Source organism: Dorea sp. AGR2135 (assembly GCF_000420885.1).
GTDB lineage: Bacteria > Bacillota > Clostridia > Lachnospirales > Lachnospiraceae > Dorea > Dorea formicigenerans.
In genome coordinates this window covers 1-25,324 of record NZ_ATVU01000027.1, presented here as the reverse complement: position 1 = coordinate 25,324, position 25,324 = coordinate 1, and the positions used below count along the sequence as shown (strand labels likewise).

Sequence of the window (25,324 nt, the reverse complement as noted above, 5' to 3'; positions counted from 1 at the left end):
GTCGAACGTCCGTGAGACTTGGCGCGTGATTCTGGTCAGAGAAGCTGACATATTCCTATCAGAATCACTGCGCATCCTCGCGGAGCGTTTATCTCAGTCGGAGATTGGACTCCCACTGAGACAAATTTGCTATTACTCACCACCTGAAGAGGTTGGAGTCTTCTCGACTGAGATAAAAAGTTCCTATAAAAAGTGTATAAACAGAGTCTGCTCTGTTTTCTTGATAATTTTCTCCTTCTATGTTATACTACGCATAGAATTAAACCGAAGGGATTTTTAAGAAAATGAGTGAAATATTATCGAAGCAGCAAGTGAAGTCAAAAGAGACGAAAGCTAAGATTTTCCGGGCTGCAAAACACATTTTGCAGAAGCACGGATATGAAGCGCTCTCTATCAAAAATATCTGTGAAGAAGCCGGCGTTTCTAACGGAAGTTTTTATCATCATTTTAAGACTAAAGATGATCTGCTTTCCTACTATATTGAAGAGCAGCCGAATATTAACCCAGATCTTCTTGATATACCAAAGAGTGCTGATGAAGTTAAATCTGCCATTGTATATGTCTACCTGAATTATGTGCATTATTGCCAGGAACTCGGCGTTGAATTTATGGCGAATTATTATACTCCAAAAAACCAGTCTCTGAACCCATTGATCCGTACCGAACGTCCGTACCCGATTGTGACTGTACACAATTATCTGCAGAAATGTATCGGTGCCGGAATCATTTCCCCGAATCAGGATATTGAGGATATCACGACAGATATTCGTATGATCGTTATTGGAAATGTTTTCGAATGGTGCCTGAAAGAGGGGAACGCAGATTTTGAGGGAAATATGAAACGTTCCCTGGAATCTTATATGAATGGAGTCTTCTAACAACTGATGTTGTACGAAAAATACAAATGTTTCAAAAGCATTTTTTTCGTGCAGCATCATTTTTTATCATTATGGAATCAACAGTCAGCAATGAATTTATTAAATACAAATATTTTATTGAGAACAAATATTTTATTGAGAACAAACATTTTATTGGAAATAAGCATTTTGTTGCAGTGAACTTTATTTGCAGACATAAAAAGAACCTTTAAGTGAGCGTTCTTAAAGGTTCTTTCTATTTTAGAAGGGAAATGGCATTTCTTAATGCCAACAATAATATCTTTATGTTTGTATTATAGTCCAGGTTGCAAAAAAAATCCAATTGCTTATTATTATATAGCAGGTAACTTATAGATTTTATCTATATTTTTAAAATACTCTTGTTTTTCTGGTCTAAATGAACTACAACTATCATCGAGATCCCACCACGAAACAATGATTGAATTCAAGGATTTTCAAATATTAAGCAGGACATTCCGGCAATATAATGATACACTAGAATTATATCAGCTGGGAGATGACTCCCACCTCTATAGGGGACGCCACTGAAAAAGTGGTAAGTTTAGTCCCACAGGGCGTCAAATATGTGTAAAAATGTTCCTTGATAATAAAATATTGCTAAAATAGTGTTTTGAGAGATGCAAAATCTACCCTTTTGAGAGATGATTTTTCCTATTTTTCCTCATTTGGGCAGACTTCTCCCTTTAGTTTTAGAATTCGTTTTAAATTGACTGCAAATATTGATACTGCTCCTTGAAGTTGCATATTTGATAGTCCAGCAGCATCACAACGACTATATCCGTGTATATTTTTTAATTCACTATTTTTTGCCTCTATCATATAGCGGGTTTTGAAACGTTCCTTGAAATATTGTGTTTTTTGAAACGCCTCTTGATTTTTATGATAATCCGATTTAATAGTGATACTATACGTTTTCGTTTTTGCATTTTCTTTATAGCAGCCATTACGATAAGGACAGACATGGCATTTATTAATATCGAAAAAATATTTGATACGTGTATTCTTTTTCTGATTACTACGTTTGTCAATTCGATATTTTATAGCCAAATGCCCCGCTGGGCACTGCATGGTATCCGCATCTTTATTAAAGATAAAGCCGTCCTCTGAACGAGTCCCTTTTATGATGCTCGGGTTAAGCTTTGAAATTAATTTATAGTCATTGCTTTGTGCATCTTTTAAATTTTCCAGTGTGGAATATGCGGTATCTGCTATTACTTCATTAACGGTTGCACCTGCTGCTTTACTTTTTTGAACCAGTACTGGAAGTTCCTGACCATCAAATGCTTCACCGGATGTGATTGTTGCTGCTGTGATGATCCGTTCATCTGTCATGGCCAAATGAGTTTTGTATCCGTAAAAAGAAGAATTGACCGTTTTATGGCCAATCCGGGCATCCGGATCAATGGATTGATCATAACAATCAATCTGATTATCCAAAATTTCGGATAACATAGAAGATTCTTCTTTAATCGTTGGCAGTTCTGAATACGGACTTTCCTGAACTGTGTTTAATAATTCATGACAGTATTCATTATACTCATCTAAAGAAGCTCGTTTTTCAGGTTCATCTGGCAGATAAATGTCTTTATCAGAATCTTTTAAATCTGCTTTTAAAGAAGTAGAGGCTTTTTTCAACATTTCTCTCTGAGTAGTTTTATGATAACGGGCTTCTGTATGAGTTGAGTCAACAATTATAGTATTGCTTTTTAAAACACCTTGATTTATGGCAAGTTCTACACTTTTATTTATGAGCAGATCAAGTATATTTTCATCTTTTAAACGCTGCTTTCTGAATTTGGTTAAAAGACTGGGATGGATAACCTCTTCTTCTGGCGTTAATTCCAGAAAGTATTTAAAAGACATATCATATCGTGATCTTTCAACAACACCATTATCAGAAAGGTTATAAAGATATTTTAAAAGCAGATATTTAAATAGCAATATAGGGTTTTTTGCATTACGTCCATTATCAAGGCAATATTTATTTTTTAATTCATCATATATAAAAGAAAAATCGACCAATTCCCTGATTTTTCTTAGAATATGATCTTTTGGAACAATCATGTCATATAAATCTGAATAATAACTAAGGCTAAGTTTAAGTTGGGATGATAACATTTCAACCTCCGACAATTATGATACCTTAATTATATCAGATATATGATTTTACGACCACTTTTTCAGTAGCGTCCTATAGGTTGTGAAAAAAACTGGTATCAGTGGTGGGAGTCAATCCCCCAGCTGATATAGCCTCCGGCAGGATTGCAGCGGTGCGCAGTAGAAGTATGTCATGCAATTGCATGACGCGCACCTCGCAGCAAGAATGCCGAGGCATTCTTGAATTCAAACACAAAAGATTAGGTGGAGGAACGACTATGTATGCATTTATCGTAAATCCGAATTCCAGATCCGGCCTCGGCCTTAAGATTTGGGAACAATTAGAACTTATATTAAAAGAAAGACATATCGATTATCAGATTTATTTCACCAGACGTCCGGGACACGGTACCAAGCTTGCTGCGCAAATCTGTGACACCGATGCTGACACGCTGGTCGTTCTTGGCGGAGATGGCACTATCGGCGAAGTTGTTGACGGAATTCGTGATCTCACAAAGCTGACCCTGGCTTATATCCCGATTGGCTCTGGAAATGATTTTGCCAGATCTATGAAGCTGACAAAAGATCCGACGAAAGCCCTCTTACATATCTTAAATCCCACAGACTACGCGTACATTAATGTGGGACTTTTGAAAACACCACAAATAGAGAGACGCTACGCCGTCAGTTCCGGAATCGGTTTTGATGCAGATGTGTGCTACCACAATAATCTGTCTTCGAAACTGAAGCATTTCCTGAATAAATGTAAACTTGGGAAGCTTTCCTATACTGCCATTGCGCTCCATTTGCTTTTGATTTCCAATCCAAAATCCATGCGGATTACACTGGATGATCAAAAGCCGATTACATTTCCAAAAGTATATTTTATTGCAGCTATGAACCAGAGATACGAGGGCGGCGGCTTTGAATTCTGTCCGAAAGCGGATCCCAAAGACGATCTGCTGGATATTATTGTCGTGTCTGGCTTAAGCAAATTCAAGATTCTCTGTCTGCTGCCGACCGCATATAAGGGAAAACACACGAAATTTAAAGGAATCTATACCTACCAGTGCAAAAGTGCTAAAATTGAAAGCGTGCAGGTTCTGCCTGTACACACGGATGGTGAGGCTGATCTTCGCTCCGACACTGCTACATTTGCATTGGAGCCGGACCGGATCCGATTCATCCGCTCTTAATGATATGAAACAATAAAGGAGGCATTTTTTCATGCATGTTGTCATCATACTGTTGATTCTTTTCATATTATTATATTGTTTTGCGATTTTCCCGGAAATGTCCAGACAAAAGCGCATGAAAGCATTTCATGGAATTATGTTCGCCCACAGAGGGCTTCACAGTAAGACTCACGGAATTCCGGAAAATTCCATGTCAGCTTTTCGCGCCGCAATTCAAAAAAATTACGGAATTGAGCTGGATCTTCATCTGACACGCGACGGTGAGCTGGTCGTCTTCCACGACGATGACCTGAAACGTGTCTGCGGACGACCGGAACGTCCGGAGGATCTGACTGCTGCGGAGCTGACAAAATGTACGCTTCTTGGTACGAAAGAACATATCCCGCTGTTTCGCGATGTGCTTGCACTCGTAAATGACCAGGTTCCACTCCTTGTAGAGTTAAAAATTCCGGAACGAAACATGCAGATTTGCCAAAAAGCATACGAAATGCTACGCTCTTACCACGGTGCATTTCTTCTTGAATCCTTTAATTCCGAAGGTCTGTACTGGTTCCGGAAAAATGCTCCGGAAGTCCTAAGAGGACAATTATCTTCCAGACTGACAAAGGAGAAATCCGATGTATCCTGGTTTTTACGGTTCTTTGTGGAAAATCTGTGGTGTAATTTTCTTGGGCGCCCGGACTTTATTGCTTATAAATTAACTGACCTGCCCAAACTCACGGTGACATTGCTGCGCATTTTCTCTGGAACAACCATCGCAGTGTGGACACTTCGCACAAAAGACGCTATCCACGAGGGGAAACAGGAATACGATATTCAGATTTTTGAAAATCCGGTAAAAATTATTAACAAATAGTGAACTTCCTTGTTGCACAGATGATTTCATGTTATAATCCGTTTGAAACAAAAGAACGTAACCTGATTAAGATTTATCCGTTTGAAACAAAAGAACGTAACCTGATTAAGATTTATTCGTTTGAAAAGGGGATTCATATGAAAGCGATATCCAAAATGAAATCGTTGATTCTGAAGTACCGGCATGCATGGGTTCTGTTATATGGTCTGATTTATATGCCATGGTTCTGCTACCTGGAAAAGCGTCAGACGATCCACTATCTCATCCACTCACCACTGGATGATTATATCCCATTTGTCGAATACTTTATTATTCCATACTTATTATGGTTCGTATTTCTCGCCGTAACCGGTGCATACTTTTTCTTTACGAACCGCAGAGACTTTTACCGGCTGGCAGCATTTCTGTGCAGCGGTATGACCATTTTCCTCATTGTCTGTACCATTTTCCCAAATGGACTGAACCTGCGTCCAGTCACATTTCCACGGGAAAATATCTTCACGGATTTGGTGCGAATGATATATTCGATGGATACCCCGACCAATGTGCTGCCGAGTATTCACGTTTATAACTCCATCGGAGCTATGGCAGCAATTGCCCACAGCACATCCCTGAAAAAGCACCGCGGAGTTCAGATTAGTTCCTATGTACTTGGAATTTTGATTATTTTCTCTACAGTATTTTTGAAACAGCATTCCATCACAGATGTGATCGCTGCCCTCGCAATGGCATGTATGATTTATCCATTTGTATATGCAACGCAGGAAAAGAAAGAGACAAAACTTTCACAGCAATTGATTTAATATTTGGTTAAAACAGGAGATGTCTCCTGTTTGATATACACACGAAAGAAGGGGTAAAATAAATATGAGAGCAGAATTTACAGATGATCTGATTACCGGAAACGAATTAATCGATTCACAGCACGAAGAATTAATCGGTCGAATCAACAAACTCCTCGACAGTTGTGAAGCAGGCGAAGGAAAAATAAGTGCAATAAAGATGTTAGACTACCTTGCCAAGTACACAGACACACACTTTGGCGATGAAGAAGCACTTCAGAAAGAAGTCTGTTATCCGGATTACGACAAACACCATGCAAAACACGAAGAATTCAAACAGACGATTCAAGAGTTGAATGAGATGCTCCAGGAAGAAGAAGGTCCTTCCGATGCATTCGTTCAGAAGGTAGAAGAACATGTAGTAAAGTGGTTCTATCGCCACATCAGCAGTTTTGACCGTTCCGTTGCAGAATATATTAATATGCGCGAAAGCGGCGGAAGATTATAAGCAGGATTCATACATGGATCTTAAACATATGTAACCTCAAATCGTATTCCTTAAAAAAGGAATACGATTTTTTTGTACAATTAAGACAATTTTAATTGGGACAGGTTAAATTTTAATTGGGGACGGGGTTTTTTTGAAAAAACCCCGTCCCCAATTAAAATTATATCAATTTCATATACTTTTCGAACGCTGACGGGATGGGATACTCTTTTTGAATTTCTTCTGGGTGAATGAAAAGATATTTCTTGTTGTTTGTTTTTTCCAATTCGTCTACGCGTATATCATATCCGATCATCTGCCATTCGATGTGGCTGAAAATGTGTTTTGCTGCGGGCAATTTTTTTATGTGAATCGGCATGAGTCCAATCTCTTTGCAATACTGTGTTATTTCTTTTTTGTTCAAGTGTTCTTCTATGTTCGGGAGTTCGTAAAGTCCTGCCAGAAGTCCTTTTGCTGGTCGTTTGCAAATAGCGATCTTGTCTTCATCTCGCAAGATGAGTACTGTCTTTTTTTCGATTCGTCTTGCTTTTGCTTTTTCTTTTACTGGAAGTTCCTGGATTTTTCCTTGTATTCTTGCCTGGCAAAATGGTGCTGCCGGACATTCTTCGCATTTGGGTTCTCCATTTGGAACGCACACAATTGCGCCGAGTTCAATGAGTCCCTGGTTAAAATCTCCTGCGCAATCTTTTGGAATAACTTTTTTAAGTTTTTCTTCGATTTGTTTTCTTGTACTTTGCTTCATGATGTCGCTGTCGTCTGCAGTGATTCTTGTTATAACGCGCAGAACGTTGCCGTCTACCGCTGGATACGGAAGTCCGAAGGAAAATGAACTGATTGCTCCGGCAGTGTAATTGCCAATGCCGGTGAGTGACTGAATTTCTTCATATGTCTTTGGAAATGTCCCATTGTAATCTACCATGATCTGTCTGGCTGCTTTTTGCATATTCCGGACACGGTTGTAATATCCAAGTCCTTCCCATAATTTTAAGAGCTTGTCTTCTTCAACATTTGCCAGAGCATTTACATTCGGAAGTGCTTCCATGAACCTTGCATAATAGCGCTTTACTGCTTCTACTCGTGTCTGCTGAAGCATTATTTCTGAAACCCAGATTCGATATGGGTCTGTGGTGTGACGCCATGGAAGATCTCTTCGTGCTTTTTGATACCATGGTACCAGCACCTGGCTCAGTTCATGCAATTCCGGGTTTTCTAATATTACCGGGACTGGATCTTGTATCCGGATTTCATCTTCTCTGACCGAACAATCGTAAGCAACTACATGTACTCCGGCTTCTGCTGCCTCTTTAAGTGCTTCTTTAAATTCCGGATGTGTGTCCGTGTTCGGCGTAAAATAACGCACGCCAGACATTTGTATTACAAAAAACACATAGCATTCGTAACCTTCTTTTAATGCTTCTTTTAGTTCATAGACATGCTTTACCGCGCGCTCGCTTGGGGCATCCGGAAATCGCACAACACCATTTTCTTCTAATGTTACACCTTTGACTTCAATCAAAATTTTTCGATTCTGGGCTTCTACATAGAGATCGATCCTTGATTTTCCATATGTGTACTCCGGCTGAATTTTTGTGATACCATGAATTCGACCACTCTGGTTGTGCAGATTGTGATTCCATTTTTCCTGTTCCAGCCATTCTTTTACGATTTTATTGGGAATCTGGGAGTCCATATTAATCAGCCTATCCCCTTTTCTTACAGCAATCAAGTCCCAGCGCGTCTTACGTTTTTTCCCAATATTCGTAGATTTTGAACTAACCGCCATCTGCATTTCACCTTGTAAAAGTTCATTATCTGACAACCAGCCTTCGGCTTCCTGCTGGCTGTCCTGGACATAGACTTCTGCCCCTGGTACCAGCAGTTCCGCACATCGTCCGGTATTCTTTACATGAACTGTCTCTTCTGCGCCTTCAATCTCTATTTTTGCAATAAATCGGTTCGGACGGCTGATAAAATGTCCTACTCGGATATTCTGATATTTCATATATTTCCCTTTCCCAATTATTTCCTGAAAGTAGCACTTTCCCAAATATTTCCTGGAAATAGCATTTCCCAATTATTTCCTGAAAGTAGCACTTTTCCAAAAGAAAGCCTGAGTATATTAACTCAGACTTTCTTCATTCGTACGATTTTCTTTCTCTTCCTGCTCCAGGACACACGTCTGGATTGCCTCGTTGAGTGACAACATCTTGTCATCTAACGAAGATACCATCTCCGCACATTCCCGCAACTCCCGGCTGATGTAATCCGGTGCATTTCCCTCAAATTTATAATATATCTTATGTTCCAGACTTGCCCAGAAATCCATGGCAATGGTCCGAATCTGTATCTCAACTTTTGTATCAACAACACTGTCAGACAAGAAAATCGGCACAGACACCAGCATATGATAACTCTTATATCCACTTTCTTTCGGGTTCTTGATATAATCTTTAATGGACAGAACCTTCAAGTCGCTCTGATTACCAATCATCTCTGCAAGACGATAAATGTCTGATGTAAAGGAACAAATGAGCCGCACACCTGCAATATCGTTGATATACTTTACCATATTCTCTATGGAAGTCTCATATCCGTAACGTTTCAGTTTCTTTACGATACTCTCTGCTGTCTTTACTCTTGTCTTAATATGTTCAATCGGATTATACTGATGAACATGTTGAAATTCATCATTCAATATCTCCAGTTTTGTTCCGACTTCTTTTAATGCCGACTGGTATAAGAACATAACCGTTTTCCAACTATCGACATCTTCATAATTCTTTATTACACGCTCCATATTTCACTTCTCCTCTCCATATTGAAGAGAAAAATTCGTACTTGTTTATTATAACACACTCCACTTCACTTGTGGGTCTGTTCACGAAAACTTAATAAATGATATTCGAGGCTGAAGACTCCCCTCTATGATATCCACTGGTTTTTCTTAATATTCAATTCCTTCTCTTGCTGTAATTCCCTGATCATATGGATGTTTGACTTTTCGGATCTCGGTTACATAATCAGCAAGCTCCAGCACTTTATCTGAGACAACATGACCGGTCAGCACAATTTCCAGACCACGTGGTTTGTGCTCCAGAAACTCTACCAGCTTTTCTTCACTTAATACGCCCAGCTGCACTGCACATAATATTTCGTCCAGTACCAGTACATCAAATGGACCGCAAAATTTTATAATCTCATCCAGTGCTTTATTGTTATAATGCTTTAATCTTGCTTTTTCGTCTGCATTCATCTTGCTAACGAACTTCACACGATCTTTTCCCGGCAGACAGGTCACATTCGGGATCTGCTCCAAAATAACACGTTCACTGGAAGAGTTGTCTTTTAAAAACTGGAACATCAGAACATCCAGACCACTTCCTGCCGCACGCAGCACTAATCCCATAGCTGCTGTCGTTTTTCCTTTTCCGTCTCCGTAATATACATGTATCCTTCCAGTTCCTATCATCTACAATTCTCCATTTCTTATTTCAAATTTGCCATAAATAATTCGTAAAAATCATCTTCTCCGGCAAGCATTGGTGAATTTTCTCCCCCACCATTCGTACTTCTTTTCATAGCGGCATGGAATTCCTCTCCTGCGCAAATAATATCCATTTCATAAATTTCATATCCCAGCTCCTGACAGACTCTGCAAAATGCACTAAGCGGTTCTTTTTCCTTCTTTGTGTTCTTAAGCCGTTCCTTAAGTTCTGGTTCTTTTAACGCCCGGTTCTGTAATTCATCTAACACATCTATTACATTTGCCATATTATTTCACATCCACTTTCTTACAAATGTCCTGGAGGCAGCATTTATCGCAATAAGGTTTTGTTCTGGCTGTACATACTTCTCTTCCATGGTTAACCAGTCTGTGGCAGAAGCTGTTTCCTTCTTCTGGTGGTATAATCTTCCACAATGCCATCTCTACTTTTTTCGGATCTTTCATCTTGTCTACAAGTCCGATTCGATTACATAATCTGATGCAATGCGTATCTGTAACAATTGCCGGCTTGCCGAACACATCCCCCATAATCAGATTCGCGCTCTTTCTTCCCACTCCCGGGAGCTTTAATAATTTGTCAAAATCATCTGGGACTTTTCCATTATATTCATCCCGAAGTATCTTCATGCATGCGCTGATGTCTCTTGCTTTACTTTTTCCAAGTCCACACGGTCTTACGATCTCTTCTATCTCCTCCACCGGCGCATCTGCAAGTGCATTTACATCTGGAAATTTTGCATAGAGATCTTCTACGACTACATTGACCCTCGCATCTGTACACTGGGCTGCCAGACGTACACTGACAAGAAGCTTCCAGGCTTCATCATAATCTAATGTACAATCCGCATCCGGATATTCTTCTTTCAGGCGACGGATTACTTCCAGAGCCAGTTCTTTTTTTCGCATGCTAATCTCTCCTTTTATCGGTCTGACAATAGAACAACTTTTGTTCAAGAATGCCTCGAATTTTTTGCTCGCCATCTGCAAAGGCGAGAGCCATCTCATATCTGATATAATAACACACTTTCCGACATGACAAAAGCAGATAACACTAAGTTACCTGCTTTTTGTTGCCAAGCATACGACAAAAAGGTCCGGTGGACCTTTTTTAGTCTGCAAATGCTACTCTTTTATGTTCGTAGTATCCTTAAATCATCTCAAGGAATGCTGCGATTCGTGTATCAAGCTGTCCTACATCTGCCTGTGAGTAGTCTGTCTCGATATGAATATAAGGAAGTCCTTTTTCTTTTACACGCTTCTCGATGCTCTTTGCCTCAATGTTATATGTATGACAGGCCTGAAGGGTCATCTCAACAACTCCTTCTACCTGATACTCGTCAAGCAATCTTTCCAACAATTCATAACGATTCGTGTCTGGAGTCATGACAGAACAGCCAATTGCCAGATAACGTTCTGCTATTGCCTGATAAATGTCTTCTGCATCTTCATCGATCAAGCGATCCACTGACTTCGCACCGCCACAGTTCTCATATACAACGACATTTCCACCATTTTCTTCAATTGCTTTTACAACCTTCATCGGAGCACCGCTGCTTGGGCAGCCTGTCAGGAGAATTCTCTTTCGTCTCTCTGGCTTTTCTCCTTCTTCGTATTCTTTCATGATTTTTTCTGTCAGTGCATCGATTTCTGCCGGCATTGCTTCTTTATCAAATTTGAACTGGCTTCCATAAAGAACATTAAAAAGCTTGGAACCTTCCATTGGCGCCGGATCATTTTTCATTGTCTCATAAAACCTGCGAAGCGCCAGCCGTCCCTGGTTAGCAACATGAACTGCATGGCGAACCTGTTCTTCTGTGATTGTTGTGTTAAATGTCTCTTCAAGATATTCTTTGAATCGTATAATCTCCTTTTTCCAAAGTTCTAATGCTGATTCGTTCTGCGTATTTGGAAGTTCCATAATGTACACATTTTTAAACTCTTTCATTAACTCGTACATTTTTTTCTTTCCATCGCAAGTTGTTTCCCCGACAACCACATCTGAAAAATAGAAAAATGGACATTTGTCAGTTACAGCAAAACCATAACTTGCTTTTACCATCGGGCAAAGGTTCTTTGGAAGATCTTTTTCTGCAACTGGGATTGTCTCATCAGATGTGGAACAAAGTCCGACTGTTACAGCTCCCATAGCCATGGCAATTTCCTGTGGAAAATATGTACAATACGCGCCAATTACTGGAATTCCCTTATCTTTTACCTCTTTCATGACCAAAAATGATTTCTGCCTCTGCTCTGCAAATTCTTCGAAAATCTCAGGCAATTCTTTTACTAACTCCATATTACTTCCTCCTTAAGTTTTCATTTTCCTCAACATATAATTTTTATTGTAGTCTCTTTATTAATATCGGACAAATTGGTATTTATAATATATATGTGTATGTATTTTATTTATCTATAGTTTCAAGAAATCTTATGCGTTAAATACATATTTATCCAGTCTGTCAAATGCTTCTCTCACTCTGGAATTCGGCAGTGCGAGGTTCATACGAATATACCACTCTCCATGAAATGCTTTTCCACTCTGCCAGAACACTCCTGCCTCATAGCCCATTTTCAACAGTTCCTCTGCAGTTTTTCCATGAGCCTTGCACCACTCTTCACAGTCAATGAAAAGCATATATGTTCCCTGTGGTCTGGATACATGCACACCTTCGAAATGCTCGGCAATATAATCGCAGGCATATGTCACATTTTCTCCGATGATCTGTCTGAGTTCGTCCACCCACTCGTAGCCTTCCGGTTTGTATGCACCGATCAGCGCATACATGGACAGCACGTTCATCGAATTATAATGGCACAAAGAGGATTCTTTTACAATGCGCTCCCTGAGTGTCCGATTATAAATAACGTGATAACTGCCAATCAGTCCCGCCAGATTAAATGTTTTGGAAGGCGCATAGAGTGCTACTGTACGGTTCTTTGCATCTTCTGAAACAGACTGCGTCGGAATATGCTGATGTCCGTCCAGAATAATATCAGACCAGATTTCATCAGAAATGACTGTCACATCGTATTTTGCATAAAGTTCCATTGCTTTTTCAATCTCCCAGCGCTCCCAGACACGTCCGGTCGGATTATGCGGTGAGCAGAAAATAGCTGCATGAATTTTATTTTTCACGATTTTTTCTTCCATATCTTCAAAATCCATGCGCCAGATTCCCTCTTCATCTTTTTTCAGATTGCTGTGCACAATGTGATATCCGTTGTTGTTGAGCGTTCCCGTAAATCCAATATATGTCGGTGCATGAACAAGCACATGATCTCCCTGTGAACAAAGTACATGTAGTGCACTTGCTACGCCCCCAAGAACACCATTTTCATAGCCGATATGCTCTTTTTCAAGTCCTGTTACATGATTTCTCATCTCATGCCATCCGATGATGCTGTCAAAATATTCATCTCTTGTCTTAAAATATCCGTAAGTCGGATGTTTTGCTCTCTCGATAATTGCCTCAGTGATCGTCGGTAAAGCCGGGAAGTTCATATCCGCAATCCACATTGGAATCATGTCAAGACCGTCTCTTACCTGAATCGGATTGTTCGGACCAAGAAGATTTGGTAATACATCTACCGCGATCGCATCCTTTCCTTTTCTGTCAATAATACTCGTAAAATCGTATTTCATTTTATTCCTCTCCTGTCTCATACTTGTTTTAATATTGAAAAAAACCATTTATGGAAAAATTATAACATCTATCTTATTCATCGTATAGATGACATGCCACCCAGTGGTCTTTGGAAATCTCTTTTAATTCCGGGCATGTTTCATGGCAAATGTCCATACATTTGCTGCAACGTCCACAAAAACAGCATCCTTTTGGCGGATTGACCGGACTTGGAACATCTCCTTGAAGGAAAATTCTCTTTTTTGTTTTTGCCACATCCGGATCTGCAATCGGCACTGCGGATAACAATGCTTCGGTATATGGATGATATGGATTCTTATAAAGATCTGCTGCCGAAGACATTTCTACCATATTTCCAAGGTACATCACTCCAATTTTGTCAGAAATGTGTTTTACCATAGACAAGTCATGTGCTATGAACAACATTGTCAGATTCCGTTCTTCTTTCAGCCGTTCCAAAAGATTTACAATCTGTGCTTGAATGGATACATCCAATGCTGAAATGGGTTCGTCGCAAAATAAGAATTCCGGTTCTACAGACAATGCTCTTGCTATTCCAATCCGCTGTCTCTGACCTCCAGAGAATTCATGCACATTACGATTGGCATGTTCTGCACTAAGTCCTACCATTTCCAAAAGTTCCATAACTTTCTTTTCTTCTTCCGACTGATTAGATACCAGCTTATGTATCCGCATTCCTTCTGCAATAATATCGTATACTTTCTGATGCGGATCCAGTGACGCATATGGATCTTGAAAAATCATCTGAACTTTACTTGTAAGTTCAAAGCGCTCTTTTTTACTCATTTTATGAATATTTTTGCCTTGATACAAGACTTCGCCGGACTGTGGCTCATACATTCCAATACAGGTCTTGCCACATGTTGTTTTTCCACAACCCGATTCTCCAACAATTCCTAATGTTTCTCCTCTTTGAATCTGAAATGAGACATGATCCACAGCCTTTAACACTCCCTTATGCTTCACAGGGAAATATTTGCACAGGTTCCGTACTTCCAGCTCTATTTCTTTTGCAGAATCACTACTCATCTGTCTTTCCTCCTATTTCATACGGCAGTCCTGACCTGTCTGCCTTTTCGTGCATCAGCCAGCAGCTGATTTCATGCTCTTTTTCCAGCTGCGTTTTCGGCGGCTCGTATTCTTCACATATCTTCATTGCATACGGACATCTTGCGCAAAATCCACAGCCTTTCGGCGGATTGGTCATATCCGGTATGCTTCCTTCAATTGCGATCAGTTTACTGTCTTCTTCATAATCAATTCTTGGAACAGAATTCAGAAGTGCCCATGTATATGGATGCTGCGGGTGATAGAACAGTTCTCTGCAAGGAGCTTTTTCTACAATCTTTCCCGCGTACATTACAATAATTTCATCTGCAATATCTGCCACCACACCCATGTCATGAGTAATCATGAGAATTGACATCTTTGTTTCTTCCTGCAGTTCCTTCATCAACTCCAGAATCTGTGCCTGAATCGTAACATCCAAAGCGGTTGTCGGTTCATCTGCAATCAAAAGTTCTGGTTTTGTAATCATTGCCATAGCAATCATCACTCTCTGCCGCATTCCTCCAGACAGTTCATGTGGATATTTATTCATGCATGTCTCTGGATCAGGAATTCCTACCTTTGCCAGCATCTTGACCGCTTTCGTCCACATTTCCTGTTTATTTTCCTTTTGATGATTTTTTAAGTTCTCTATAATCTGTTTGCCAATTGATTTTGTCGGATTCAGAGAAACCAGAGCATCCTGAAAAATCATAGAACAGTCTTTCCCTCGGAAATCATTCCATTCTTTTTTACTATTATTCAGTATATCTTTTCCCCTAAATAATACCACACTTCCATTTTTTACCTTTCCCGGCTTATCAATCAGACCTAATAACGTCTTGGCTGTTACAGATTTTCCACAGCCCGATTCTCCAACCAGCGCAACTGTCTTTCCTTCACAAATGTTAAACGAAATTCCTCTTACCGCCTGCACTTCTCCAGCATATGTATAATATGATACTGATAAATCTTTTACTTCTACTAATGATTTCATTCCTGTCTCCTACTTCACAATCTTAGGTTCCAATGCTGTTCTAAGCACATCTCCTAACAGGTTAAAACTCAACACTGTAAATAATATCAAAACTCCTGGATAAATTGCCAGCATTGGGGTATCCATAATATGAGACTGTGCTCCCTGTAACATGCTTCCCCAGGACGCCTGCGGAATCTGCACTCCCAGTCCTAAAAAGCTCAAAGAGGATTCCGTTAAGATTGCATTTGCCACGCCAAGACTTGCAGCAACAGTAACCGGTCCCATAATATTCGGAACAATATGTTTCACTGCGATCAGAATATTTCCAGCCCCCAGATTCTTTGAAGCAACTACAAAATCTCTTTCTTTTAAGGACATGGTCTCCGCTCTTGTAATTCTGGCAACCGATGCCCATGAAAACAGACTCAGGACTAATATCAGTGTCACAAGACCCGGACTTAACATAGTATTTAATACAATCATTAAAAGCATACTTGGGAGCGCAAGAAATATATCTGTAAAACGCATCATCAGAATATCTAGTTTTCCACCTACATATCCAGAAATGACACCAATTGCTGTTCCAAGTATCACAGTTACGATCATTGCTGAGAAGCCAACTGTAAGTGACACTCTTCCTCCGTATAATGCCCTTGTAAAGTAATCTCTGCCATAGTCATCTGTTCCAAACCAGTGTGCAGATGACGGTCCTTCTAATTTGTGCGTAACATCAATTACATTCGGATCATACGGGCTTAATGGTGCCAGAAATGATGCAATGATAATCACACATAAAATCACCAGGCAGATAACTGCAATCTTATTGCTTAACAGTTCTTTTTTAATATCTCTCCATACACTGTGACGAGCTACACTCACTTCTTCTTTATACTTTTTATTTGTCCTGACAAATAAATCATCGGTATATTCCAGTTTATTTTCCATTTGCATCATCTATCCCCCGTTTGATTCTCGGATCTACTACAGCATAAAGAACATCTGCCACAAAATTTCCTATTACAAGAATGCAGCCGGACATCATGACATATGCCATAATCATCGGATAATCTCTGGAACCAATTGCACTCATTGCCAAGGTTCCGATTCCAGGCCAGCCAAATATGGTTTCTATAATAAATGATCCACATACTAAAGATGCCATATTCATTCCCAATAAAGTAATAATCGGCAACAATGTATTTTTCATCACATGATTGAATAAAATCTTCATATCCGGTGTTCCTTTTGCTCTTGCTGTCACAACGTATTCTTCACTCAACTGACCAACTGTGTTTGCCCGCACGTAGCGGATGAAAACTGCCAGATTACCAAGACTTAACGTAATACACGGCATTATCATGTGCTTTACAGTATCCCCCAGAGATGTCATTCCCGCAGAATGCATACCTGAAGATGGCAGTATATGAAGCTTTGCCGTAAAGAAAATAATCAATAGCATTCCCAGCCAGAACGATGGTACGGACATTCCTACATAGGAAATGCTGCTGATAAAATTATCAATCCATGTATTTTTCTTCGCACCTGCCACCAGTCCAAGTGGAATAGCCAGAATCAATGACAACAACAATGCCGCTCCCATCAGTTGTATTGTTGCCGGAAGGCGGTTCATAATCTGTGGTGCTACTGAATTTTTATTTGCAAGCGATACACCAAAATCACCCTGAACTGCACGTTTCGCCCACTCTGTATACTGTTCCATCATACTTCTGTCTAATCCAAGATCTTTTCTTACCTGTTCTTTCTGTTCATCCGTCATATCCTGAGTAATGTACATGGAAGAAACATCTCCTGGTGCAAAATAAATGATTCCAAAAGAAAAAAAGGAAATCAATACTAATACAATCAGTAATTGAGCTATCTTTTTTGCACAATATTTTAACATTTCTAATCCTTTCTTTCACTTCATATGTTGATAAGGCAGATATTGTTCGAATATCTGCCTTATCTTCTTTACTCGAATTTGTAATTATTTAAAAGAATTATTTGACTGAAATTTCCAGATAATCATTAAATTCCGGAATAATCTTACATGTATCCAGCCCTGTTACATTTTTCTTAGATACCATAATATAATTGGTATATGTTAGTGGATACTGATAGTACTCATCTAATGTCTTTTGCTGAAGATCTTTTGCTAATGTCTTTGCTTCATCCTGATCTACTGTTGCATTGATCTGCTGTGCCAGTGTTTTAATTTCGTCACTGTATCCAAATGAACTGTTGAAATAAGAAAGGGACTGTCCAAGATCTGTTCCTCTTTCAGAATCCCAACCGTTGGAAGCTAAATCCCAGCTTGTATCTTTCTCACCGCTTCCATACCACATATAGAAGAAGCTCTTAAAGAATGTCGTTGAATCTGCTCCCTGTACATTTACCTTTACACCAATCTTCTCTAACTGCTGCTGAACAACCGTTGCAACTGCCTCCATGTTAGCACGGTCTGAATTAAACTTATAGTTGATTGTCTTTCCTGTAAGTCCGGAAGACTCTGCAAGTTTCTTCGCTGTCTCAATATCCTGGCTGTAACCTTTACAGTCTTTATCATAGAAGCTCTGATCCGGTGTCATCAGACTATTAGCTGGCTGTGCAAGCTCATCTGTACCATATGCTGCATCAATAATCTCCTGAGCATCTAATGCTAAGAAAATTGCTTTTCTCTCATCATCTGTTAAATTTGATGCAGGATTGATCTGCAGATAGTTTAAGCGTGCCTCAGATAACTCATATAATGTATACTCATCAGATGCTTTTTTATATTTTTCAAGCTGATCTGCTGTTGTTACACGCATATAAGAAATCTCATCATTTTCAAGTGCGATATCACTGGTGCTTCCAGAACCAATTGTCTTCATAATGATTTTCTTAACAGACGGTGTTCCTCTGTAATAATCGTCTCTTGCTGTAAATACAATATTATCATCGTTGATTTCTGATACTACATATGCTCCTGAACTTGCAAATCCAGGTTTTTTGAAATAATCGCTATCATTTACTTTTGTAGCATCTCCGTCAAATGCATGTGATGGAAGTACGCACATCTGATCCAGCGTTCTTACATATGTTGCATATGGCTGTGGTAACTGAATTTTTAAAGTCTTATCATCTACTTTTTCAAAATTAATTGGCTGTCCTGCAATTGTGTTTGCTGATGAGCTTCCATTTGAACTGATTCCGGCATAATCAATGGTAAATAAAATATCATCTACTGTGATTGGTTCTCCGTCACTCCAGTTTGCATCTTCATTTAAATGAAGTGTATATTCTTTTCCATCATCTGAAACTTTCAGACTGTCTGCCAGATAATATTCAATACCATCGGCTGTTTCAGCCAGTAATCGGTCTGATACAGGTCTTGTTTTAGTAACCTGATCATCACTCTTTGTACTTGGCTGTAATGATGCCGGCATAGATGTGATTGGCTGAATAAACACGCCTTCTTTATCATTCGTACTTTCAGTTTTCGTATCACTACTCGTACCACTTGCTTCTTTTCCAGAATTTCCACATCCTGTAGCAAGAGCCGCTACCATAGCAAGGCTCAAAAATACTGCTACTACTCTTCTTTTCATTTTTTACTCTTCCTCCTGTTTGTTCTGAATTACATTTCATAACGGATATATGAAATATTTATTTCTGAAAAAGTAACACTTTCTAATTATCGTCGCAAATAGATATTTTTTTATGCATTTTTTTATTTATTTCTTTTGCCTATAAGTAACTGCCAATTTTCAGGCTTTTTCCATTTTTTATACATATATTGTTTTTTTCTATATGTTATTTTCAACTTCTTTTTGCAATACATATAACACTTTTTACAATCTAAATCATGCATTTATTATCATAACATGGTATACTTATACCGTATCTGTTAACATGCATTTTCACAATGAGGTGTACTTATGATTACTCTGAACCGAAAAACTCCAAAAGAAAAATATAACCTTGATTTGAATATACGTTATGTAAAATGTATGCATCACAGTGGATATTTAAATGATGATTTTCACATGAATAAACATGATTTTTATGAAATAAATTTCTGTAAAAGCAGTGATATATTATTTACCCTTGGAAAAGATACGCTCTATCTTACAAATGGTGATATTCTTATTATTCCGCCAAATACAAATCACCATTTTACATCCAGTGAAATGGTTTCGAATTATTTTGATATATATACATTATGGATCAGTAACGATTATTTTGAAATATTAATGAATAAACTTGATGAAATTAATCATGTTAATTTCTCATTTCAGTTTCCGAGCATTCTTCATACTGCAGATAGCGCACTCGAATTTGGAATAGATTTTCCTTCATTATATAAAATTTCAGACACATATGGCTCTTTATCTGAAGCATATTTATGCGGTGCAGTACTCTGCCTGTTAGTCAAAATTGCCAGCTTCGCCACCTCCTGCACAAAGGCAATCACAGAACTACAACCTGAATTGATTAATGAAATTATTGCCTATATTGATGAGCATTTTACTGATAATATCAGCCTAGAAGATTTGTCTATAAAATACCATATCAGCAAAAGTTGCTTGAACAGTTTATTCCAAAAAAAGTTACGTATTAGTTGCTATCAATATATCCGGAAAAAACGACTAGCCGAATCTGTACGACTTATCCGAGCAGGTGTTCCGTTCAAACAAGTTGCTTCACAAGTTGGATTTAATGATTATTCTTCATTTTATCGAGCATTTAAAAATACCTATAAAATTTCACCGGCAGAATATCTTGCTCAAAAAAGTGAAGATGTTCCTATTGAAACACTAGATTGAATTGGGATTTCTTAACCTGGTTTCTGCTTTTCTTAAGGTTTTCATAAGAAATTTCAGATTTGTTTTATTGTTTTAACATATTTTAGACATAATTCTTGGCTATAATAAAGTCAGATAGTTGAGAGAGACATAAATCAACTATCTCCCCCTCATAAAGTGCGAAAGCACTTACTCTCATTCCTTTAGATAACTATAACAACAACAAAAACCCGTTGGTCGAAAGACTAACGGGTTTTTGCTATGTTTTTTCATGACAGGAGTTTTTGGTTCTTATTGCTTTTTAGAGAATCCATCTTACACCGTCCGTCCGGATATCTCCGGCTTCGTCGGACGAATTACCGCGCGATAGAATACAACATGGTCATCTAACACTTTCTGAAACATGGATACGGTCTTTCCTGTGATGAATGCGCAGAGTACTGTTCCGATTCCTACAACAAAGGAAAAGATATATTCGAAGCAAAATGCTTTCTTTAAAATCATAAGTGTTAATACGAGCATTGTCTGGAAAATGTAATTCCATGTTCCAAACGACAGTGCCGGAAATACTTTATTGAATACAAATGGCACAGATGAAATTGTTGAAATTCCAAAGCCACTCTTTGCCATCAGGCACACTCCAAGACTGTTGATGATCCGTACGATGCAAAGAGCCAGTTCTCCAGGGAGATATTTTTTATTCATGATAATCCTCTTTTTTTTAATCTTGTTGTGATATACGCCTCATATACTTTTACTGCATACATCTGATATAGCCTCCGGCAGGATTGCAGAACTCCAACATTATGGAAATGCTGCAAAAGAATTAAACATTTCCCAGCCGGGACTCAGCCATGCGATTCATTCCTTGGAAAAAGACTATGGACTTCCACTTTTTGAAAAGACTGGCAGAAATGTACGACTCAGCCCTTATGGACTAAAATTTAAAAAATATATAGATGTCATTTTAAACAACTTGGACAAATTAGAACAGACCATCTCTGACTTCCACCGAGAAGATAAAATCATCCGGATTGCCAGCGTCTATCCCCTGGCCGGAAGCTTCATTCCGGAACTGATCCAATCCTGTTCTGCAAAATTTCCATTCGCAATTTACAATGGAATGACTCCGGATATTCTTCACGATCTGGAAACTATGACTTATGACCTTGGCTTTTGCTCCGGACAGCCCTCATCAGAACTATTTGAATACTGCCCTGTGCAAAAATCCTATGTTGTAATCGTCGTTCCAAAAGGACATGAATTAATAATAAAAGAAACTTTCAGCTTTCGGGATATTACTACATACCCACAGATTTTCTTCACACGGACAAGCCCAATGCGAAAGCTTCAGGAACAAATTTACAAAGATTATCAAATTTCTGCATCCCCTGCCTGCGAAGCAGAAGAAATAGAAGTAATTTTAAATATGATTGAACATGGCTTTGGCATCTCTGTCCTGCCATATCTGGATATCTTCAAAACCCGGAATGTAGATGTTCTTCCACTTTCCGAAACAAAATGGGAGTCGACCTTTTATGCAATCCGCAGACGCGATGAGGTCAGAAGCCATGGCGAAAAAACAATTTGGAGCCAGATTATACACAATTCAAAAAGGGACAGGTTGGAATTTTAGGAAAGCTCGGAAAATGGCGATTGGAATTTTGACACAATTCAAAAAGGGACAGGTAGAAGTGAAATTGGGGACGGGGTTTTTTTGAAAAAACCCCGTCCCCAATTTTATTTTTTATAAAAATACATATTTCAATACAAACAGTACTGCCAGTACGTACATGAGTATGCTGACTTTCTTTTCTTTTGCTTTTCCTGTGATCAGGTTGAGTGCCACGTATGTGATGACTCCCATTGAGATTCCTTCGGAGATGCTGTAGAAGAATGGCATTGCGATGATGCATACATAGCAAGGGATTGCTTCTGACATATCGTTGAAATCTATGTTTGTTACGTTCGTGAGCATGTAAAGTCCTACAATTACAAGTGCCGGTGCTGTGGCAAATGATGGTATTGCAAGGAAGATTGGTGACAGGAACAGTGACAGTCCGAAAAGGATTGCTGTTGTGACTGATGTAAGTCCGGTTCTTCCTCCTTCGGATACTCCTGATGCGCTTTCTACAAATGTTGTTGTTGTTGATGTTCCGATTACGGCTCCGACTGTTGTTGCGACTGCGTCTGCCATAAGTGCGCCTTTGATTCTTGGAAGTTTTCCGTTCTCGTCGAGCATGTCTGCTTTTGCGGATACTCCGATCAATGTTCCGATCGTATCAAATAAGTCTACGAACAGGAATGCAAACAGGATAACTATAAAGTTCAGGGAGAAGATTCCGCTGAAGTCCAGTTTGCAGAAGATTGGTGACAGACTTGGAATGGATAATCCGTTGCTGAAATTTGGCAGCAGGCTATAGAATCCAAGATCTGCATTTGGTACATAAAGTCCTGTGAACTGGCAGATGATCCCGAGCAGCCATGTGATCAGAATTCCCCAGAGGATATTTCCTTTGATGTTCTTTACTACTAAAATTCCTGTGACGATAATTCCGATGATTGCAAGGAGTACTGTGATTCCTACATCGTTAAATGACGCAGATACTCCGTTTACTTCGTTATATTTATCTACGGAGAATAACTGAAGCAGTGTAGATCCTCCGATTACAATTTTTGCATTCTGTAGTCCGATGAATGCGATGAACAGTCCGATTCCTACGCTGACGGCTGCTTTTAAATTCTGTGGGATTGCATTGAAAATAGCTTCTCGTACATTTGTCGCGGACAAAAGAATAAAGATGATTCCTTCTGCAAATACGGCTGTCAGTGCATATTCCCAGCTATATCCCATTCCTAATACAACTGTGTATGCAAAATATGCATTCAGTCCCATACCAGGTGCCAGTGCAAATGGATAGTTTGCAAAGATTGCCATGAGCAGTGTTCCGATAAATGCTGCCAGAGCAGTGGCAGTAAATACAGCTCCTGAATCCATACCCGTTGCTGAGAGTATGCTTGGATTGACCGCAAGAATATATGCCATTGTCATAAATGTTGTGATTCCGGCAAGTATTTCTGTTTTCGCGTCAGTCTTGTTTTCGCTAAGTTTAAATACTTTTTCTAACATGATGTTCCCCTTTCGTTCCTGTAATGTATAAAGACAACATTTTCATGATAGCATACCACATTTTAAAAAGCTATATTTTAAAAGCGGTTCTTTCATCTAAATCAGATAAAAAACCGCTCCTTTGTCAATTTATTAGTTTACATAATAACTATTATAAAATTTTACTTCTTTCAACACGAAATCACATTTTTCTTTTAAATATTAAAAAGAAAATTCAAGAATGCCCAGCCTGGTATATTATATAGATGTTGGGGTCAAAAGCCCCAACTATGATGCCTATGGATTGTTCCGTGCGTTGCACTCCCACTGGCATCTTATATATTGTTTATTTTAAAGAAAAATGAGTTCATATCCATCTTCGGTCTGCCGCACGGAAGCTTCAAAAAATGTCTTCATAGCCTGGATCATGTAATCTGTGTCTTTCACACTTCCTGTCTCATATGGGGAATGCATGGCGAGCTGAGCCAGTCCGATGTCTACTGTGTTGACTGATACCTGTGTCGTGGAAATATTCCCGAGTGTGGAACCTCCCAGTATATCGGAACGGTTCACGTAGATCTGATACGGTACATTTGCCCGGTTGCAAATTTCCTCAAACACCGCTGCTGATATTGCATCGGTAGTATATTTCTGATTGGCGCTGTACTTGATGACCACGCCATTTCCCGGATATGGCCGATTCGTCGGGCATGCCTTGTCGGTATGGTTCGGGTGTACGCCATGAGCATTATCTGCCGAGAGCATAAAGCTGTTGGCGATACTTTGCCTGTATCCGGCCTCGTCCCGTCCCATGGCATGATTGATTCGAATCAGTGTATCTGCAAGAAATGTAGATGCAGCTCCTTGTTTCGTCCCACTTCCGACTTCTTCGTTATCGAATACGCAGTGAACTGGGATACTTTTTTCATTGATTACATTTTTTCCATCAACTTCGCTTTGTTCATTTGCCTGTACATTTTCCGATGGCAAAGGTTCTTCAGACTGCAAGAAAGCTTCCAATGAAGAAAATGCGCACTGAAGATCATCCAGCTTCGGAATGGAAATGAATTCTTCGCAAGCTCCCCAGATGCTTCCTCTCATGCGATTGTAAAGGAACAGGTCACTTGCAAGAATCGCGTCCTCTTCTACATTTGCCGCCTCTGCAATCTGCTTCATAAATTTTCCTTTTGCTTCGCCGCATCCGTAAAGTGGCAGCATATCTTTCTGTATGTTATAATCGTAGCCTTTATTTGCCTCCCGGTTCATATGAATAGCCAGATTCGGAATCATGACCAAATCCCGGTCTACGTTGATCAGCTTCGTGACAAGTCTGTTATTTTCTTTTACAATCAGACGCCCTGCCACAGACAGTGGTCTGTCAAACCACGGTGCACAGAGCATACCGCCATATTTTTCAACATTCAATTTTACATAATGTTCTTCCACGTTCATTTCCGGATTTGTTTTAATCTTAAAGCTCGGAGAATCACTATGGGACGCCACAATCTGGAACCCACAGTAATTCTGAGAATCCTGCGCCGGAATTCGAAATGCAATGAGTGATGAACCACTGCGGATCACATAATATTTCCCACCTGATTTCAGCTTCCACGCTCCGCTCTCTAAAAGCTGCTCATAGCCAGCCGCTTCCAAATGCTTTCTCATTGTATCAACGGCATGATACTGGCTCGGGCTCTCTTCAATAAATGTAAACAGCTTTTGCACTGTGTCTTTATATTCTCTGCCTTCTTCCACGATATTAAATCCCGTTACTGAAAACTTACAAAAAGTTATAAACTCCCATGTTTCATTCCTACTTCAACGAGTATGCTTTTGATGATATAAATATCTATCTACTCACAAGTTCTTGTACTCTCCATAGGCGTAAATTCCG

Annotated in this window: 23 protein-coding genes; 7 read left to right on the top strand and 16 right to left on the bottom strand. The window is 39.3% G+C overall.

Annotation, left to right across the window (positions count from 1 at the left end; genetic code table 11):
* Positions 1-284 precede the first annotated feature (284 nt).
* A complete protein-coding gene (locus G593_RS0114505; protein ID WP_029732166.1) occupies positions 285-878 on the top strand; it encodes a TetR/AcrR family transcriptional regulator in 594 nt (197 codons plus the stop codon).
* A gap of 672 nt (positions 879-1,550) precedes the next feature.
* On the opposite strand, the gene G593_RS0114495 is transcribed toward G593_RS0114505, so the two are convergent.
* Positions 1,551-3,017 (bottom strand): IS1182 family transposase, encoded by a 1,467-nt coding sequence (locus G593_RS0114495; protein ID WP_029732164.1) that lies wholly within the window; start codon positions 3,015-3,017, stop codon positions 1,551-1,553.
* Between the two features lie 257 nt (positions 3,018-3,274).
* Between G593_RS0114495 and G593_RS0114490 the strand changes: the two genes are divergently transcribed.
* The 4 genes from G593_RS0114490 to G593_RS0114475 all read left to right on the top strand — a co-directional run bounded on the left by G593_RS0114490 (position 3,275) and on the right by G593_RS0114475 (position 6,338).
* Positions 3,275-4,192: a diacylglycerol/lipid kinase family protein gene (locus G593_RS0114490; protein ID WP_029732163.1), complete on the top strand. Its 918-nt coding sequence runs from the start codon at positions 3,275-3,277 to the stop codon at positions 4,190-4,192.
* Between the two features lie 31 nt (positions 4,193-4,223).
* On the top strand, positions 4,224-5,048 hold the full coding sequence (locus G593_RS0114485) for a glycerophosphodiester phosphodiesterase (protein WP_029732162.1): 825 nt from the start codon (positions 4,224-4,226) through the stop codon (positions 5,046-5,048).
* Positions 5,048-5,851, top strand: a complete 804-nt coding sequence (locus G593_RS0114480) for a phosphatase PAP2 family protein (protein ID WP_081646571.1) — start codon at positions 5,048-5,050, stop codon at positions 5,849-5,851. The genes G593_RS0114485 and G593_RS0114480 overlap by 1 nt, the downstream gene beginning before the upstream one ends.
* Before the next feature lie 64 nt (positions 5,852-5,915).
* Positions 5,916-6,338, top strand: a complete 423-nt coding sequence (locus G593_RS0114475; protein ID WP_029732160.1) for a bacteriohemerythrin — start codon at positions 5,916-5,918, stop codon at positions 6,336-6,338.
* 160 nt (positions 6,339-6,498) lie between these two features.
* Here the strand turns inward: G593_RS0114475 and mutY are convergent, their stop codons facing one another.
* The 12 genes from mutY to G593_RS0114415 all read right to left on the bottom strand — a co-directional run bounded on the left by mutY (position 6,499) and on the right by G593_RS0114415 (position 19,124).
* Positions 6,499-8,340 carry an A/G-specific adenine glycosylase gene (mutY, locus tag G593_RS0114470; protein WP_029732159.1) on the bottom strand — a complete coding sequence of 614 codons (1,842 nt, stop codon included), beginning with the start codon at positions 8,338-8,340 and terminating at the stop codon, positions 6,499-6,501.
* 117 nt (positions 8,341-8,457) lie between these two features.
* The gene (locus G593_RS0114465) at positions 8,458-9,135 is read right to left on the bottom strand and encodes a GTP pyrophosphokinase (RefSeq protein WP_029732158.1); all 678 of its coding nucleotides are present in this window, start codon (positions 9,133-9,135) and stop codon (positions 8,458-8,460) included.
* A gap of 147 nt (positions 9,136-9,282) precedes the next feature.
* Entirely contained in the window at positions 9,283-9,807 is a 525-nt protein-coding gene (locus G593_RS0114460; protein ID WP_005332173.1) for a cob(I)yrinic acid a,c-diamide adenosyltransferase, read from the bottom strand.
* 17 nt (positions 9,808-9,824) lie between these two features.
* The gene (locus G593_RS0114455; RefSeq protein ID WP_005338844.1) at positions 9,825-10,109 is read right to left on the bottom strand and encodes a hypothetical protein; all 285 of its coding nucleotides are present in this window, start codon (positions 10,107-10,109) and stop codon (positions 9,825-9,827) included.
* 1 nt (position 10,110) lies between these two features.
* On the bottom strand, positions 10,111-10,749 hold the full coding sequence (locus G593_RS0114450; protein WP_005338846.1) for an endonuclease III domain-containing protein: 639 nt from the start codon (positions 10,747-10,749) through the stop codon (positions 10,111-10,113).
* A gap of 241 nt (positions 10,750-10,990) precedes the next feature.
* The gene (locus G593_RS0114445) at positions 10,991-12,139 is read right to left on the bottom strand and encodes a double-cubane-cluster-containing anaerobic reductase (RefSeq protein ID WP_029732157.1); all 1,149 of its coding nucleotides are present in this window, start codon (positions 12,137-12,139) and stop codon (positions 10,991-10,993) included.
* Between the two features lie 132 nt (positions 12,140-12,271).
* Positions 12,272-13,486, bottom strand: a complete 1,215-nt coding sequence (locus tag G593_RS0114440) for a MalY/PatB family protein (RefSeq protein ID WP_029732156.1) — start codon at positions 13,484-13,486, stop codon at positions 12,272-12,274.
* Between the two features lie 73 nt (positions 13,487-13,559).
* Complete coding sequence (locus G593_RS0114435) at positions 13,560-14,537, bottom strand: ABC transporter ATP-binding protein (protein ID WP_029732155.1); 978 nt, start codon at positions 14,535-14,537, stop codon at positions 13,560-13,562.
* On the bottom strand, positions 14,530-15,552 hold the full coding sequence (locus tag G593_RS0114430) for an ABC transporter ATP-binding protein (RefSeq protein WP_029732154.1): 1,023 nt from the start codon (positions 15,550-15,552) through the stop codon (positions 14,530-14,532). The genes G593_RS0114435 and G593_RS0114430 overlap by 8 nt, the downstream gene beginning before the upstream one ends.
* Positions 15,553-15,561: 9 nt before the next feature.
* Positions 15,562-16,485, bottom strand: a complete 924-nt coding sequence (locus tag G593_RS0114425; protein ID WP_081646570.1) for an ABC transporter permease — start codon at positions 16,483-16,485, stop codon at positions 15,562-15,564.
* Positions 16,469-17,437 carry an ABC transporter permease gene (locus G593_RS0114420; RefSeq protein ID WP_029732152.1) on the bottom strand — a complete coding sequence of 323 codons (969 nt, stop codon included), beginning with the start codon at positions 17,435-17,437 and terminating at the stop codon, positions 16,469-16,471. Before G593_RS0114420 ends, G593_RS0114425 begins: the two co-directional genes overlap by 17 nt.
* Positions 17,438-17,534: 97 nt before the next feature.
* Positions 17,535-19,124 (bottom strand): ABC transporter substrate-binding protein, encoded by a 1,590-nt coding sequence (locus G593_RS0114415; RefSeq protein ID WP_029732151.1) that lies wholly within the window; start codon positions 19,122-19,124, stop codon positions 17,535-17,537.
* Positions 19,125-19,454: 330 nt separating this feature from the next.
* Here G593_RS0114415 and G593_RS0114410 point away from each other — a divergent pair, with 330 nt between their 5' ends.
* Positions 19,455-20,342 (top strand): AraC family transcriptional regulator, encoded by an 888-nt coding sequence (locus tag G593_RS0114410; RefSeq protein WP_005338892.1) that lies wholly within the window; start codon positions 19,455-19,457, stop codon positions 20,340-20,342.
* A gap of 294 nt (positions 20,343-20,636) precedes the next feature.
* On the opposite strand, the gene G593_RS0114405 is transcribed toward G593_RS0114410, so the two are convergent.
* Complete coding sequence (locus tag G593_RS0114405) at positions 20,637-21,026, bottom strand: DUF6198 family protein (protein ID WP_005338894.1); 390 nt, start codon at positions 21,024-21,026, stop codon at positions 20,637-20,639.
* 43 nt (positions 21,027-21,069) lie between these two features.
* On the opposite strand from G593_RS0114405, the gene G593_RS0114400 reads away from it, so the two are divergent.
* Positions 21,070-21,957, top strand: a complete 888-nt coding sequence (locus G593_RS0114400; protein ID WP_330360867.1) for a LysR family transcriptional regulator — start codon at positions 21,070-21,072, stop codon at positions 21,955-21,957.
* 111 nt (positions 21,958-22,068) lie between these two features.
* Here the strand turns inward: G593_RS0114400 and G593_RS0114395 are convergent, their stop codons facing one another.
* Together G593_RS0114395 and G593_RS0114390 are read right to left on the bottom strand one after the other, a co-directional pair.
* A complete protein-coding gene (locus G593_RS0114395; RefSeq protein WP_005332204.1) occupies positions 22,069-23,451 on the bottom strand; it encodes an NCS2 family permease in 1,383 nt (460 codons plus the stop codon).
* 330 nt (positions 23,452-23,781) lie between these two features.
* Entirely contained in the window at positions 23,782-25,185 is a 1,404-nt protein-coding gene (locus G593_RS0114390) for a M18 family aminopeptidase (protein ID WP_029732148.1), read from the bottom strand.
* Positions 25,186-25,324: the final 139 nt, after the last annotated feature.

Coding starts and splice junctions, on each gene's coding strand:
- G593_RS0114505 (WP_029732166.1), top strand. CDS start 285: ATGAGTGAAATATTATCGAAGCAGCAAGTGAAGTCAAAAGAGACGAAA.
- G593_RS0114495 (WP_029732164.1), bottom strand. CDS start 3,017: ATGTTATCATCCCAACTTAAACTTAGCCTTAGTTATTATTCAGATTTA.
- G593_RS0114490 (WP_029732163.1), top strand. CDS start 3,275: ATGTATGCATTTATCGTAAATCCGAATTCCAGATCCGGCCTCGGCCTT.
- G593_RS0114485 (WP_029732162.1), top strand. CDS start 4,224: ATGCATGTTGTCATCATACTGTTGATTCTTTTCATATTATTATATTGT.
- G593_RS0114475 (WP_029732160.1), top strand. CDS start 5,916: ATGAGAGCAGAATTTACAGATGATCTGATTACCGGAAACGAATTAATC.
- mutY (WP_029732159.1), bottom strand. CDS start 8,340: ATGAAATATCAGAATATCCGAGTAGGACATTTTATCAGCCGTCCGAAC.
- G593_RS0114465 (WP_029732158.1), bottom strand. CDS start 9,135: ATGGAGCGTGTAATAAAGAATTATGAAGATGTCGATAGTTGGAAAACG.
- G593_RS0114460 (WP_005332173.1), bottom strand. CDS start 9,807: ATGATAGGAACTGGAAGGATACATGTATATTACGGAGACGGAAAAGGA.
- G593_RS0114455 (WP_005338844.1), bottom strand. CDS start 10,109: ATGGCAAATGTAATAGATGTGTTAGATGAATTACAGAACCGGGCGTTA.
- G593_RS0114450 (WP_005338846.1), bottom strand. CDS start 10,749: ATGCGAAAAAAAGAACTGGCTCTGGAAGTAATCCGTCGCCTGAAAGAA.
- G593_RS0114445 (WP_029732157.1), bottom strand. CDS start 12,139: ATGGAGTTAGTAAAAGAATTGCCTGAGATTTTCGAAGAATTTGCAGAG.
- G593_RS0114440 (WP_029732156.1), bottom strand. CDS start 13,486: ATGAAATACGATTTTACGAGTATTATTGACAGAAAAGGAAAGGATGCG.
- G593_RS0114435 (WP_029732155.1), bottom strand. CDS start 14,537: ATGAGTAGTGATTCTGCAAAAGAAATAGAGCTGGAAGTACGGAACCTG.
- G593_RS0114430 (WP_029732154.1), bottom strand. CDS start 15,552: ATGAAATCATTAGTAGAAGTAAAAGATTTATCAGTATCATATTATACA.
- G593_RS0114425 (WP_081646570.1), bottom strand. CDS start 16,485: ATGCAAATGGAAAATAAACTGGAATATACCGATGATTTATTTGTCAGG.
- G593_RS0114420 (WP_029732152.1), bottom strand. CDS start 17,437: ATGTTAAAATATTGTGCAAAAAAGATAGCTCAATTACTGATTGTATTA.
- G593_RS0114415 (WP_029732151.1), bottom strand. CDS start 19,124: ATGAAAAGAAGAGTAGTAGCAGTATTTTTGAGCCTTGCTATGGTAGCG.
- G593_RS0114410 (WP_005338892.1), top strand. CDS start 19,455: ATGATTACTCTGAACCGAAAAACTCCAAAAGAAAAATATAACCTTGAT.
- G593_RS0114405 (WP_005338894.1), bottom strand. CDS start 21,026: ATGAATAAAAAATATCTCCCTGGAGAACTGGCTCTTTGCATCGTACGG.
- G593_RS0114395 (WP_005332204.1), bottom strand. CDS start 23,451: ATGTTAGAAAAAGTATTTAAACTTAGCGAAAACAAGACTGACGCGAAA.